Raw genomic sequence first — 13,880 nt, 5'->3', positions numbered from 1 at the left:
CAAGTGCATGCCAAACGGACCCAAAATCGGTCCATCCGCTGTCATAAAGTCGAAAAAAACGTTCCCGCAGCCCTTTCCAAAGGCAGCCCGCCTTGATACATACGCCCCGCACCCGATGGGCGTTGCCCGGGGTTGCCTTCCAAGGAAGCCTTTGGGACGGACGGAGCAAGCCACGCGAACAGCGTCGGCCTTACCTCACTGTCCCCGGCATTTTGGCGAAGGCAAAGCAAGTGTTTAACGCGGGGTGGAGCAGCCCGGTAGCTCGTCAGGCTCATAACCTGAAGGTCATAGGTTCAAATCCTATCCCCGCAACCAAATTCGGATTGACCGGATCCGATACGAAGATGGCCCGCTTGATGCGGGCCATTTTTGTTTTGGGGACGATCGCCATCAACGGCCAGTACCTCCCGCTCAGGTCGTTCAGCAGCGCGGCGACGAGCCCGTGCCGAACTCGGCCGGTTTGGTGAGGCTTCGCGGCGATCTCGATCTCAGGCTCAATTAAGTGCACTCTCACTGTAATTCAGACTTTGGCCGGCAAACCGTTCCTTGAAAAGGATGGCTAAGCCCGCCGCGCACGATCGATTTAAGAGTCGGTCGAGCGAGATGCCGATGCATCGCGGAAGGCGGCACCCTCACAATGGGATCAACTCTTGTGCTGCAGCAAATGTGCATTGTCTTTCGCGCTCGGAATCGGGGGCCTGCCATACGCCGTCGGTGCGTGAAGGGCTATGAGGTGGCAGCAGGTTCAGTGACGCCCAGAAAGCTAACGATCAGGATGATAGCTAGACCAAGGCTCTGTTCCGCAACCGCGTTGATCAGGAGTTTGCGAAGGCCGCGTTTCGTGTCCGCTGTACTTGACTCCAGCAGGGTGGGGACGACGAAGAAGCGATTGAAACCGGCAAACGCAAGCATGGCGGAAAAGAGTAGAAGCTTTAGCAGAAGCAATTGGCCGTACGTTGTCGTGATCAGGTTCGTGAACGAGCCCACAAGGAACCAGGAGTTGATTAGGCCGGATACGACCAAGATAGCGACGGCGGCATAGCCCATAACCGAAAAACGCAACGCAGCTTCGCAAGCATCGCGCTCGGCTTCTTTGTTACCGCGAAAGGACGCGACCACGAGGTCAAGCAAACCAACGAGTCCGCCAAGCCATGCACCTGCTCCAACAAGATGGAGAGAGTCCGACAGGGTGTGCACTGCTCTAGCTTCGCTATCTTCGATTTGCGTGTGCCCGACGCCCGCCAAACTGCCCAGCAGAATTGCGCATATTGCGAGGAGGAGCAGCTCAAGCTTCTTCGACGGACCTCTCACGAGCAATGTAAGGGTAGTACCTATCGCCGCAATCGCCGCTCCGAGACGCAAGAATGCGACGGCTCCAAAGGACGTATCCGTCAGCACGAACCGGGCCGTTTCCCAATTCGCGCCCCCTCCAGTCATGCTGATCGTCACGCCGATGAACCACAAAATGCCGCTGGCAAGGATGAGAAGTGAAACCGACAGCGAGATTGCCAGCCCGCTGGTGCCCCCGTCGCGACTTGCCGCTCGCGGATAGGCGTAGAAAGGAAACAGCACTAAGCCAAATAGGACGAGGGACGTCGCGTAATGCACGAAGCGGACGAGGACGAGCCATAGCTCCACGACTAGTTGCCGATAGTGAAGGTGTATTCGCCCTTGACGCGGTGGGTGTCCTCAGAGACCGCGTGCCATATCACCCGGTACTTACCCGCCGGCAATGGCGCATCGAGAGGCACCACAAGCTGCTTCTTGTCCTTCAGGTCGACCGCCGGGGTACCTGTAGCAATCGACTTGCCACTCTCGTCCCGCAACTCCAGGCCTGAAAATTTGGCAATAACTCCTTCCGAGAAGTTCAGGCAGATTTCCTTGGTCGTGGGCGCGGCGCGCTCTATGCCATCCGACGGTGGAGCAGAGGATGTGAGCTTAGGATGAGCCATTGCTTCGGTCGCAGCAAGGGCGAGGCCGATGCCCGCGCTGATGGCTAAAAGTCTAGCGCGCATATTTCATTCTCCTCGCCTCGAAGCTACGTGGCTACCATCCCCAACTGCGGTAATTGGGATAGTAATAATTGTAGCGCGGCCGATAATAGCTGTAGTCGCCGCGATCCTCATGATAGCCCCCGTGCAAGTCACGGAGGGCGCGGTGATAGGCGCGATGCTCGGCACGGCTCTCAAACCCTTCCTCGTGGGCCCGTTCATGGGCTTCGCCTAGCTCGTCATGAAATGCGCGGTGTCCATTGTACCACTCGTCATGGGCAAGCGCCGGTACTGTGGAAAGTGCCGTAAAGGAAAATGCAGTGGCCAGAAGTGCACTCTTCAGTTTCATGACAACTCTCCCGATTCTAAGAGGCGATACGAGGAACCTATTCCGGGAAAAATAGGCATTCGCGCTTGAATGAATGCTGAACCAAGTTTGACGGGAAAGAGACAGGGTTCTGGGTTCCAAATCGAGTGGAATTCACTGCGAAAGCGCTTCGGTGGGTCGGCCAGTGGTTGCGGATGCGACGCGACTCTCGCTCTCCGCCGCGCCATCCCGAGATGATATCGCGCTGTCCGCGCTGCGCCTGACCGTTGCCGCAAGTAGTGCATGGATAGGAAACAACGCCATGCATGCAATCCCGATGGCGATGTGGATCCACCGGGCCGGCTCCCGCGTTTGTTCGCCCCCGTAATAGAGCACGAGACCTGTCATGGCGAGCAAGGCAAGCATGGCCAGCGTGGTGCCGCCGGTCCATCGCTTGCGGCGCCGGTGCCAGCCCGACCGCACGTGCAACGGCAGCAGCGAGCCGATTGCGATCAGAACTGCATAGGCCGAGATGCCGTGGAGCATCAATAGCAATCGTTCGGATTCACCGGGCTCGGCGTCGATGAGGTCGTGCAGAACGAACCAGGCGGCGCCGGTCAGCGCGACCACCGCGGTTGCGGTCCAGACAGCGCTCTTTTGAACAAAGCCGAGGCGCATGGATCAGGCCGCCATCGACTGGAGATCATCGCCGCTGATGAAAGCCGTCGCGCCGAAGCGACCGAAGCAGGGATGCTGCGGCTCGCCGCTCTGGACCAGAATCTTTGTCAAAGCGTCCGCGACGATGCAGCTTGGTGCGACGACCGAATAGGCTCGTCTGTCGGTTGTGGAGTCCGGCGATTCCAGCGCTCCGTTCCGGCCGACAGTGGCGAAGGAGGAGGAGGTCGCGATGGCGCCGTTGCGCAAAAGTCCGGCCTGCAGCAAGCCCCGGCCTGGAACGTGCACATGGATCGGCTGGTCGATCTCGCCCATGACGCGCAGATCGCCGCCGGCGTTGACAGTCGCGCATCGGACGCCCGCAGCGCGAAGCGAGGCGACGGCGCGATCCACCGCGTAGCCCTTGGCGATTCCGCCAAGGTCGATCGCCACCGCTGCCGCCAGACGCACGGACCGATCTTCCGACAGGCGGACTGCGCTGAAGTCGCCCTTACAGACATGGTCGAGGTCGTTGGACGGCAGCAACTCGCGGCGCATCAGCTCGAAGCCGACCGCGCAGTCGAACAGGCCGTTGCTTGCTGCATGAAACGCTGCCGCGTGACTCAGAACCCGCGCCGTCCAGGGATGGACTGTCACGGGCTTTCGGAACGCCGTGCGGTTGATGCGTCCGATGTCGCTACCTGCATCGTGGAAGCTCATCAGACGCTGAACCAGCAATACCGCCTCGAAGGCGCGGGCAATCGCTCGTTCAGCGTCGGCTTGCGCGACGCCGTCGACCTCGATCTCCACGATCGTGCCCAGCAGCGGTCGTGCGCGCCTCATGGCTACTGCCCCCTCAGACTCTGGTACTGCCCGACAACACGTCTCACGCCATCGGTAATGTGCTTGCACGACAAGGTCGCGCCGCTGATGTTCTTGATATCGATATTGAGCTGCAGCGGCGAGCTCGCGCTCTTGCCTATGAATTGCGAGCGCCACGAGGCCTCGCGAACCTCGTATCCATAGGATTCGTTGTATTCGAGGATTTCGATGTGCTTGACCGTGCCGCCGGCGGTAATGCCGACGGCATATTTAATGTATTCGTGCTTGCCGAGCACGCGGTCGATCACGACGATCCCGCCCGAGGAGGCGCGGAAGACTCCCGCCCTGCCGCCGGGGGAGAACGATGCGCCGGGAAAGATCGCCTGCATCGCCTGCTGTTCACTCATATACACGGTGGCGCCAGCCGGCGCGATCAGAACGATCGCTGCCGGCGCGGTGAGGAGTGGTGTCCACTTCATACTGCCTGCCTCGAAACGTCATTTCACAGCGAACGGCACGCCGAGGCGGAACATCACCTCATCGCGCGCGTGCTCGTCGCCGTAGATGCGTCCGTGCTTCACCACCGATGCCTGGTCCTCGTTGTAGGTGATCACCATCGGCAGTTGGTGCCGCCAGGCCAGCGTCCACCAGAATTCCTTCTGGCCGTAGTGGATGACGGGTCCGGCAAAGAACGCGGAATGTTCGGGATTGTTGAACCAGTAGCCGGTGAACTCGTTGTGGATGCGAGTCTCGAAGCCGATCATCCAGTTCGGCATCACCAGATAGGACATGCCGAAGGTCACGTCGATCGGCGAAGCTCTTTCGATCGAGCCGTCGGCGTAGACCTCGCGCTCATGCTTGCCCATGATATTGATCGCGGCAATAAGGCGATCGTCCAGGAAGTTCTTCTGCAAGATCACCCGCCATTCCAGCTCCTTTTCTTTCGGCCCGATCTCCGGCTCGATGTAGAGCGCAAGCCCGATCGGATCGGTCACGGGATTGAGAACCTGGTAGATCGCCTCGAAGGAAACCGAATCGAAGCGCGTCTTCTCGTAACGCGAGTACGGGTCGAAGGAAGCATCGAGAAACTGAGTCACGCCCGGTCCGCCCGTAGTCCCGTCGAAGCCGTTGCGGAAGGCGTTGGCATAACTCCAGTTGAAATAGCCGGAAATCTGCAGCTGGTTGGTGAGGCCGTATTCGATCTCCTCCTTGTTCTGCATGAAAAAATACTGCCCCTGCGACTGCCCGGCCTGCATGAACGATTTGTGTTCGTATTCAAACGTGCCCTGCGGATGCACATCGGCGGTGTAGATCCAGCCGAACGGTGATTCCCCTGCACGCGCCTGAAAAGCGGTCAGCATCACAGCTGCCGCGCATATCGGTCCCACCAAACGCTTCACCTGTCGTCCCCTTCAAAGAAAAGCCTGTGGGACTCGGCCTACAGTGACACACGAAGGTGTGACAATACGCCTCAGCTCGGAATCGATCTAAACTCGTCCAGCGCCTTCACTCGCGGGATGCTCGGCGTCATTTCGCAAGGCTTCGGGAAGAATAAGTAAGTGAGCAGTAAGAACAGCTTACTCTCTATGCGCTTTCTTCCCGATTTTTGGTTGGAGCGATTCTAGTTTTGACAAATTCTAATCGAGGGTCGGATCTGTTGTACTTGTCGTCAGGGGGCACGACGTGCCGACGTCTTCGCAAGACGCCGCGTGAAGCGGGCCACTTCTGTTTGGTGGCTCCTGCGCCTCAGAATTTCGTAACCACCTTCCCATCCGCCCCCACCAACGTCGACGGTGCCTCCCCAAACACCAGCCCCTCCGGCTGAAACTTGATCGTCTTCCCGCCCTCGACGAACTCCGCAAAATTCCGTGGCGTTGCCGAGTGCACGCCGTTGGCCAGGAAGTCGTCGATCTCGTAGCAGGTGTCGGGCTTGCCGCCGGAGCCTTCGCTCAAAAACTTCTGGAAGGTCTGGCTCGTCACCTTGGCCTTCTTGCGCGCCGACCAGTTGGCGTCGCGGCGGTAGAGTTTTGGCGGGATCACTGGGCCCTTGTCGGTCGCGAGCACGGCGGTCTCGCCAGCCCTGGGCTCGCGCAAGTCGAAGTCGAAGGCGCCAATGGTCTTGGCGAGATGTCTCCACACCGGCAGCTTCTTCGTTCGCGCCGTCTTGGCGAGGGCGAGGATGGCCCTGATCTCGTCGTCGTTCATCGAGGAGTAGAACGTCGGATAGGCAAAGCCCTGTTCGACCAGCCAGTGGTTGATGTCGATTGTCTCGCCTCCGACCGTCACCTCGATGTCGCCGACCAGCCTTCCATAGGTGTCGAATACCTCGTTCGGCGCATCGACATGGGTGAACACCCGGCAGGGGAGCGTAGCTTCGCCGGCACGGCCAAGGAAATCATGCAGCGCCTTGCTCGCGGTGGCGCCGAGGAATTGCCGGTAGGAATGCGTGACCTCGTGATAGGCCTGCTTCTTGGCCTCCGTCAGCCCCTTCTTCTCGGCGGTCGAGAGTGGCGACGGCTGATAGTGCAGCTCCGGCGCGTCGATGCCCTGCAGGCGGACGGTGAGCTTGCCGTTCTTGATCGGCGCCGTTGCGGTCCGGCCCTTGACCTTGGCGCCCTCGAAGACATGGGTCGGTTGGAATGGCGAAGAGTCGTTCTTGCGGAAGCGGATCGCGTCCGGCGCGATGATCACCACCACCTTGGTGGTGTCGGCGTCCGACCGCCCTTCCGGCCAGAACTGGCCGACATCGATCGTGCCTTCGACCTCCAGCAGTCCAACGGGCATCGGCCGCTCCTGTCACCGCGCGCGACCATCGACTTCTGAGGAAGCGATTCGCGCGCACAATGAGGAGCAACAGATCATCTTCGTGCGACAGTCCCATGGCGGCAGGTGGGACAGGCGCGACGCGGTCGCGGCGACAGCTCTCGACTTACACGAGGCTGACAACGCGGTTCTCGCGGGGGATGAGTTCGAAGCGGCAGAGCGACGGACGGCAGCCTTTAGGCGGATGGCATCGGTCGCAACAAGTCGCCCCCGCGCCTGTCGCGCGGGGGCGGCAATGGGTTCTTGAACTAAGAACGCTTCTGAAGATCACGATCTGTACGGACAGACCATCGTCAGATAGAGCAGCGTCGGCGCCTTGTCCTCGCCATTGCCGTATTCCCACTCCAGCCGAATCTCGTGTCGGTGGGCATAGGCGTCGCTGGCCGCGTGGGTGATGATGTCGGTCTTCATCGGGATCGGCGGCTCGGAATTGAAGCATTTCCGGACGCTGGCATCGAGCAGATCGCATCGGGTCAGAGGGATGACGCCGGGCTCGTCGTTGGACAGCGGCGTGCAATTCGGCTGGGTACTGAGATCGACGCGGGCCCGGCCTTTCTCCTTGTGCCAATACGCTGCGCTCCCGTCGGGCCATCTGTCGGCCGGCGTCAGGATCAAATGGTACTGGCCGTACTCAAGGGTCGGCAGGTGGATGTCCGGCGAGGCCTTGAGAAGGTCCACGCTCCTCTGCATGTTTTCCAGAGGGAAATAATTGTCATTCATCAAATCTTTGAACGGCTTGTCGTTGTAGGTTCTAGTGCCCATCGCCCCATTCCCGTTTATGACGTCGCTGCCCCGCGAAAATTATGTGATGCTGCAATACTCGCCGCTCCAGCGGTGCCCTGGCGCAGCAAAAACTCTTGCTTCATTACTGATCGACTCTGGCAAAGTACCATCGGGGGCTGTGCTTCGTCCAGCAAGGCAGCCGAGTCGCAATGCCCTAGGGCTCATTGATAACAAGTCTTCGACTGGTAATCTAAACGCTCGCCGGGGATGGCCGGCTATCTTCCCGGGACATTGAAGGCACTCGGATGCACTGTTTGACGTGTCAGTCGACGATCGATTCGGATGATGGTCGGTGTCCGAAATGCGGTGCCATGGTCCATCGGCGGGAAGATCCTGAGAGCGAGCGCAGGTTCGTAACTATTCTCCGCGCCGATGTGATCGATTCGACAGGCTTGGTCGCCGAGCTGGAGCCGGAAGAGGCCGTCTCGCGGCTTGAGCCAGCACTTGCAGCCATGCGAGGCGCGGTGCGCCAGTTCGGCGGCATCGTCAGCAAGGAGTTGGGGGACGGGCTGGCCGCTGTATTCGGTGCACCGATCGCCGACGACAATCACGCTCCGCTCGCCTGCCACGCCGCGATCGAACTGGTCCGGCGCGTCGTCGGCCTTGGTGATCCCAGACTTCAGGTTCGGGTCGGTCTGCACTCCGGTCATGTCGTCACCTACATGGTCGCGAGCGAGTTTTCCAAGGTTTACGAGATCGGCGGCGTCGCGCAGCACCTCGCTGCGAGGCTGGAATCGGCAGCCGAGGCGAACCAGATATTCGTGTCCGAGGCCTGTCAGAAGCTTGCGGAAGGGCACGTCCGTTTCGACTTTCTCGGTCGCAAGGCGTTGCGCGGATTCAATGAGCCGCTTCCGGTTTACCGGCTTCTGGGCGCGAGTGATCTTTCGAGCTGGCGAGTGCGGCGCGCCCGCAGCGTCTCGCGGTTCGTCGATCGCACGACGGAGCGGGCGCTGCTGTGGCGCGCTGCGGAGAAGGTTGCGACAAGCCGACAGACCGTTCTGCTGATGGGCGACGCCGGCATTGGAAAGTCGCGGCTCGCACATGAGTTCGCCCAGGACCTTCGAGCCGGTGGCTGGCGGTTGATCGATACCGAGTGCAGCCCGAATCTCCAGGGTGCCCCCTACAGCGCCCTCAAGCGCCTGTTGCTGTCGGTCTTTGATGCAGCTGCGAGGGACCAGACCAGAACGGTCGATCCCAGAGACGCGTTGCCGGTGGTGCAGCAACGAGCCATCGACGCGGTCCTGGACTTACCGATATCCGATCCGCAGTGGGACGAATTGGAGCCTCACGCGCGCGGTCGCGCGATTGCAGACGCGAGCTGCGCGATCGTCGAGAGCATCGCTCGTCGCCAGCGCACGGTCCTCCTGATCGAAGATCTGCACTGGATCGATCGGGCCAGCGACACGATTGTGGCCACCCTTTCCGGACTGCAAAGCCCCGATTTGCTTGTGCTGCTGACAACGCGGCCCAACGGAATGCCGGTGTGGATCTCAAGTTGTCACGCGGAGATCGTGGCGATGCGGCCTCTCGACGACGATTCGGGCCTGGCCATGCTTGCGGAGATGCTTGGCCCCGCCACCTCGAATGCGGACCTGAAGAATCGGATCATCTCTCATACCGCCAACGTTCCGCTGTTCATCGAGGAGGTCTGCCGCAATCTGAAGGACAGCGGCCTGCTTCTTGGCCAGTGGGGTGACCTTTCCCTTGCGCGTCCTGTGGACGAGCTCGGCATCCCCAGCAGCATTCAAGGTGTGATCGCGGCACGGCTCGATCGCGTGTCTCGACAGGAAAGGTCACTTCTTCAGATCGCCGCGGCGCTTGGATCCCGGGCCAACCAGGCCATGTTGCGGAAAGTGGCAGCCTTGCCGGAAGACGTCCTGCAGGATTGCCTCGCCGCACTCGACCGGGCCGAACTGCTGGTCAAGATCGACAGTGAGTTGGAGGATTCGCTCGAATTTCGCCACGAGATGGTCAGGCAGGTGACCTACGATTCGATGGTCGAAAAGGTGCGCGAAAGCATCCATGCCAGCATACTTGCCGCCCTTGAGAGCGACCAGGCATGGGCCGATGGCCCGGACACGCTCTGCTATCACGCGACGCGGGCGAAGGATTGGCGGAAGGCGTTTCGCCACGGCAGGGAAGCCGCGCAAAAATGTTTGGCGCGCTCGGCGTTTACCGACGCCGCCAATTATTTCGTGATCGCGATGAACTCTCTGGACAAAACGGATCTCACCCGTTCACGGGAGGCAAATGCCATCGACCTCCGGTTAGAGGCGCGTTTGGCGTTCATGGCATCCGGACAGGTATCCGACTGGCTGGATCATGGAAAGGAGGCCGAGCGGCGGGCCAGCGCAATCGATGATATCGAGCGCAAAGTTGCCGCGATGACGGTCGCTGCTGCCGCTCAAAACTTCTACGGTACCCCTGCCGAGGCGGTTGCGATAAGCGAGGATGTAATCGTCCTTGCGAAGGAGTGGGGCAATCTGGGTTGGCTGAATGCCGCCGAATACGGTCTCGGGCAGGCTTATTTTCTCGCCGGGCGCTATCAGGGGGCCGAGCAGGCGTTTGCGCGCGTCCGTACCCAGTTGCAGGGGCCGGATGCCCGCCCACCGATCGGCACGCCCCCGAAATATACCCTTCTCCTCTGTTGCATGATGAAGAGCCTCACCCACACCGTGATGGGCGAGCTCGACGTCGCCGAGCAGCTCCAGCGCGAGGCCGCTGCGATCGCGGAGGAGACCGGCCGCCCCTACGACCGCGTCGCGGCCGCCTATAGCGGCGGATGGCTGAAGCTGGGGCAGAACGATCCGGCGGCGGCCGCTTCCATCCTCGAGGACGGCTTCGTCCTCGCGCAGAAGCACGGCATCCGGCTGTTCGTGCCGGTGCTCGCCTGCCATCTCGGCATGGCCTATCTGGAGCAGGGCCTGTTCGATCGGGCGCGGGGCATGCTGACCGAGGCGCGCGAGGAGGCGAAGGCGGTCGGCTATACGTCGGCGGTGCTGCGCAGCTCGATCTACCTGGCGCTGGCTACCTACCGCCTCGGCGACGCCAGGGCTGCGCAGAACATGCTGCGCGAGGCGCGCAACACGGCGCGCCAGCAGGGGTTTTCGGGCCTCGAGGCCGAGGCCCTGTTTAGCGAAGCCGTGGTGACGCCGGCGTTCAGCACCGAAAGCAGAGCGGCCATGCTCGCGTCCTTGCGCGCCGCCATCGCGATCGCCTCCGAGAGCGGCGCGCTGCCGCTCCGGCACAAGGCCGAGGCGATGCTAGGCGAGATGCTTGCCCAAGGCGATGAGCTCACCTGAACCCTCATCTGTTGGGCGTGCAATGGTACCGTCGTGTCGGTTTTTCTGCCCGACGGGTCAATTAAATATTGCAACTGATACAAAGGCTTAGCGTGACGCTTCTACTGTGCATGGGGTTGTTTTTTCACATTTTTGGCGGCTCCGTCATCGTCCAGTGCAGAGGGCGGCATGCCCGTGTCCCCCCTGATGACAAAGTCCCTTGCGCGCGCAGCAAGGTCGGCTACCGTTGGCACTAGCCGCAGGGCCAGGTGACTTTTGGTTTTCAATTTCTAGCATCCGATTCTCCGGCGCCGCGATGGCGCGACGCCCACCGAACGAGGCGGGCCATGATTACACGGGACCAGTCAGCACTTTTGGCGCCGGTCGAGCGCGACCTGCGGCTCGATCTGTTCCGCGGCATCGGTCTGTGGATGATCTTCCTCGACCACATCCCGCACGACGTCGTGGCCTGGCTGACGCTGCGCAACTACGGCTTCAGCGACGCCGCCGAGTTCTTCGTCTTCATCTCCGGCTATCTGGTCGGCTGGATCTATGGACCGATCGTCGCGGGCGGCTGGTTTCTCGCCGCGGCCAAGCGGCTGTGGCGGCGCGCGGCCGAGCTGTATGTCGCCCACATCATGCTGTTCCTGCTGTTCACGGCGCAGATCGCGCGCACCGTGCGTCGCTTCGACAATCCGATGTACGAGCACGAGTTCAACGTGTTCAATTTCCTGGCGCATCCGGACGAGCTGATCGGGCAGGCGATCCTCCTGAAATACAAGCCGGTCAATCTCGACGTGCTGCCGCTCTACATCACGCTGGTGCTCGCCTCGCCCTTCATCGTGTGGTGCCTGGTGCGCCGACCGAACTTGACGCTCGCCGGCTCCGTCGTGCTCTACGTGCTGTCGCGCTGGTTCGACTGGAACATCGCCTCCTATCCGCCCGGCACGACCTGGTACTTCAATCCGTTCTGCTGGCAACTGATGTTCGTGTTCGCGGCCTGGTGCGGCATCGGCCAGATCGACAAGATCGCGACATGGGTGTGGTCGAAGGCGGCGATGGGGCTGGCCGCAGTCTGGCTGATCTTCGCGCTGCTGATCGTGATGACCTGGCACGTCCCTGCGCTCGAGGCGCTGATCCCGAAATCGATGATCAAGGCGATCTACCCGATCGACAAGACCGATCTCGACATGCTGCGCTTCACGCATTTCCTGGCACTGGCGATCTGGGTGACTCATTTCCTCTCGCGCAAATGGCGGGCGCTGCATTCAACATGGCTGCGGCCCGTCATCCTCTGCGGCCAGCATTCGCTGCCGATCTTCTGCCTCGGCGTGTTCCTGTCGTTCTCGGCGCACTGGATCCTGACGCAATACACCAAGGGCGTCTGGGAGCAGCTCGCCGTCTCCACCGTCGGCATCGTCATCATGGTCGGCGCGGCCTGGCTGCTCGGCCGGGCTGAACGCGTGCCGAAACTGTTCGTGAAGGTGACGGAGGTCGAGGAGGCCGACACCGCATTGGACAACGCGCCGGCCGTGAGCGCTGCCGCCGCGCCTGCGAGCCGCTGAACGCACCGCGCCGCCTTGCATTCTCACGGAGGGGCCATGTCCAGACGTTTGTCGACAATTGCCGGCATCTTCCTGCTCCTCGTCTGCGGGGCGTCGGCCCAGGCGCCGTCACCCGAGGCGGTGACCGCAGCGCGCAAGCTCGTGGTCACCTTGAAGATCGCGGATCAGTATCGCACGCTGCTGCCGCAGCTCCTGCTCAAGCTGAGGCCCGTGGTCGCCCAGGACAGGCCGGAGATCGAGCGCGACTATGACGCGATGACGGCCCCTGGCTCCGAGATCTACGCCCCGTTCCTGGCATCGATCGTCGATCAGGTCGCCGCGCTCTATGCTGCGAGCTTCACGGTGGACGAGCTGCGCCAGATCGAGGCGTTCTATGCCCAGCCGGCAGGGCAGAAATTCCTGGCGAAGTCGGACGCGCTGGCGCAGGCGGGCGCGCAGATCGGCCAGGACGTCAGCCTGAAGGCCGCCGACGAATTGAAGCAGCGCCTGATCGAGGCGCTGCGCCAGAAGGGACACAAGCTCTGAACCGCGCGACTGCGGGCTAGGCCAGAAACGCGCGGAAGCGCCGCAGCGCGATCACGAAGAAGATGCCGCCGATCAGCGTGAGCGCGACGAGCTGCGGCCACACCGCCTCGAGGCCGGCGCCGCGGAACAGGATCGCCTGCGCGAGCATCACGAAATGCGTGTTGGGCGCCGCCAGCATGATGTCCTGGACGAATTGCGGCATGCTTTCCCGCGGCGTCATGCTGCCTGAAAGCGTCTGTAGCGGCAGCAGGATCATGATCAGCAGCAGCCCGAACTGCGGCATCGATCCGGCGACCGTGGCCAGGAAGATGCCCATGCTGGTGGTGGCGAACAGCTGCAGCGCCGCGCCGAGCAGGAACAGCGCCAGCGAGCCGTCGATCGTGACCGCCAGCCATCCCTTCACCACGAAGCCGATCGACAGGGCGGAGGCAACCAACACCACCGCTCCCATCGACCAGACCTTGCTCACCATGATCTCCAAGGGGGTAACCGGCATCACCAGGAGGTGCTCGATCGTGCCATGCTCGCGCTCGCGGATCAGCGCTGCGCCGGTGAGGATGATCGAGAGCATGGTGATCGAGGTGATCACCTGGTCGATGGCGCCGAACCATGACTTCTTCAGCTCGGGGTTGAAGCGCGCCCGCAGCGCCAGCTCGATCGGCGGCGTCTGCGCATCACGGGTGTGTGCCAGAAACTCCGCGACCTCCGCGCTGACGATCTGTTCGACATAGCCGCCGCCGTTGAACGCTTGCGAGATTCGCGTGGCGTCGACGTTGAGCTGGATGGCTGGCGACTTCCGCGCCAGCAGATCGCGCTGGAAGTCCGGCGGGATGTCCAGCGCGAAGGTGTCGAGGCCGGCATCCATCCTCCGGTCCATCTCGTATTGCGAGATCAGGCGCGGCTTTGAGAAATAGGGCACGGTGAACGCCATCTCGATGCGGGTCGAGACTGGCGAATGATCCTCGTCGACGATGGCGATCGCGGCGCGGTTCAGGGTCTCCGGCAGCGCTCTTGCTCCGGCATAGACCGCCAGCGTGAAGGAATAGACGATGAGTACGAGCAGCATGGGGTCACGCACCAGGCCGCGCAATTCCTTGATGCCGAGCTGGAGCACGTTGTCAAAGCGCAT

At 61.7% G+C, this 13,880-nt stretch carries 12 protein-coding genes, 1 tRNA gene and 1 pseudogene; 4 read left to right on the top strand and 10 right to left on the bottom strand.

What is annotated here, in order from left to right:
• Window positions 1-238: 238 nt before the first annotated feature.
• Window positions 239-315 (top strand) — tRNA-Met (locus AAE027_RS16795).
• Between the two features lie 411 nt (window positions 316-726).
• Here AAE027_RS16795 and copD read toward each other — a convergent pair.
• From copD to AAE027_RS16750, 9 genes and pseudogenes are all read right to left on the bottom strand, one after another.
• Window positions 727-1,638, bottom strand: coding sequence for a copper homeostasis membrane protein CopD (gene copD / locus AAE027_RS16790; protein WP_370987899.1), 912 nt, complete (start codon window positions 1,636-1,638; stop codon window positions 727-729).
• 2 nt (window positions 1,639-1,640) lie between these two features.
• Window positions 1,641-2,015, bottom strand: a complete 375-nt coding sequence (copC, locus tag AAE027_RS16785; RefSeq protein WP_370987900.1) for a copper homeostasis periplasmic binding protein CopC — start codon at window positions 2,013-2,015, stop codon at window positions 1,641-1,643.
• Between the two features lie 31 nt (window positions 2,016-2,046).
• Complete coding sequence (locus AAE027_RS16780; protein WP_370987901.1) at window positions 2,047-2,340, bottom strand: hypothetical protein; 294 nt, start codon at window positions 2,338-2,340, stop codon at window positions 2,047-2,049.
• A gap of 132 nt (window positions 2,341-2,472) precedes the next feature.
• Window positions 2,473-2,976 (bottom strand): cytochrome b/b6 domain-containing protein, encoded by a 504-nt coding sequence (locus AAE027_RS16775; protein ID WP_370987902.1) that lies wholly within the window; start codon window positions 2,974-2,976, stop codon window positions 2,473-2,475.
• A gap of 3 nt (window positions 2,977-2,979) precedes the next feature.
• Window positions 2,980-3,795 (bottom strand): FAD:protein FMN transferase, encoded by an 816-nt coding sequence (locus AAE027_RS16770; protein WP_370987903.1) that lies wholly within the window; start codon window positions 3,793-3,795, stop codon window positions 2,980-2,982.
• 2 nt (window positions 3,796-3,797) lie between these two features.
• Window positions 3,798-4,253, bottom strand: a complete 456-nt coding sequence (locus tag AAE027_RS16765; RefSeq protein ID WP_370987904.1) for an FMN-binding protein — start codon at window positions 4,251-4,253, stop codon at window positions 3,798-3,800.
• A gap of 18 nt (window positions 4,254-4,271) precedes the next feature.
• Complete coding sequence (locus tag AAE027_RS16760; RefSeq protein WP_370987905.1) at window positions 4,272-5,135, bottom strand: DUF6662 family protein; 864 nt, start codon at window positions 5,133-5,135, stop codon at window positions 4,272-4,274.
• A gap of 781 nt (window positions 5,136-5,916) precedes the next feature.
• A pseudogene (locus AAE027_RS16755) lies at window positions 5,917-6,558 on the bottom strand (thermonuclease family protein); the annotation flags it as partial.
• Between the two features lie 306 nt (window positions 6,559-6,864).
• Window positions 6,865-7,359 (bottom strand): hypothetical protein, encoded by a 495-nt coding sequence (locus AAE027_RS16750; protein ID WP_370987906.1) that lies wholly within the window; start codon window positions 7,357-7,359, stop codon window positions 6,865-6,867.
• A gap of 266 nt (window positions 7,360-7,625) precedes the next feature.
• Here AAE027_RS16750 and AAE027_RS16745 point away from each other — a divergent pair, with 266 nt between their 5' ends.
• From AAE027_RS16745 to AAE027_RS16735, 3 genes are all read left to right on the top strand, one after another.
• Window positions 7,626-10,682 carry an ATP-binding protein gene (locus AAE027_RS16745; RefSeq protein ID WP_370987907.1) on the top strand — a complete coding sequence of 1,019 codons (3,057 nt, stop codon included), beginning with the start codon at window positions 7,626-7,628 and terminating at the stop codon, window positions 10,680-10,682.
• 326 nt (window positions 10,683-11,008) lie between these two features.
• Window positions 11,009-12,226: an OpgC domain-containing protein gene (locus AAE027_RS16740; RefSeq protein WP_370987908.1), complete on the top strand. Its 1,218-nt coding sequence runs from the start codon at window positions 11,009-11,011 to the stop codon at window positions 12,224-12,226.
• Window positions 12,227-12,262: 36 nt separating this feature from the next.
• On the top strand, window positions 12,263-12,751 hold the full coding sequence (locus AAE027_RS16735) for a DUF2059 domain-containing protein (RefSeq protein ID WP_370987909.1): 489 nt from the start codon (window positions 12,263-12,265) through the stop codon (window positions 12,749-12,751).
• Window positions 12,752-12,767: 16 nt separating this feature from the next.
• On the opposite strand, the gene AAE027_RS16730 is transcribed toward AAE027_RS16735, so the two are convergent.
• A complete protein-coding gene (locus tag AAE027_RS16730; protein ID WP_370987911.1) occupies window positions 12,768-13,880 on the bottom strand; it encodes an ABC transporter permease in 1,113 nt (370 codons plus the stop codon).

It is taken from the genome of Bradyrhizobium sp. DN3, assembly GCF_041357655.1.
GTDB lineage: Bacteria > Pseudomonadota > Alphaproteobacteria > Rhizobiales > Xanthobacteraceae > Bradyrhizobium.
This window is presented reverse-complemented; position numbering and strand designations above follow the sequence as displayed.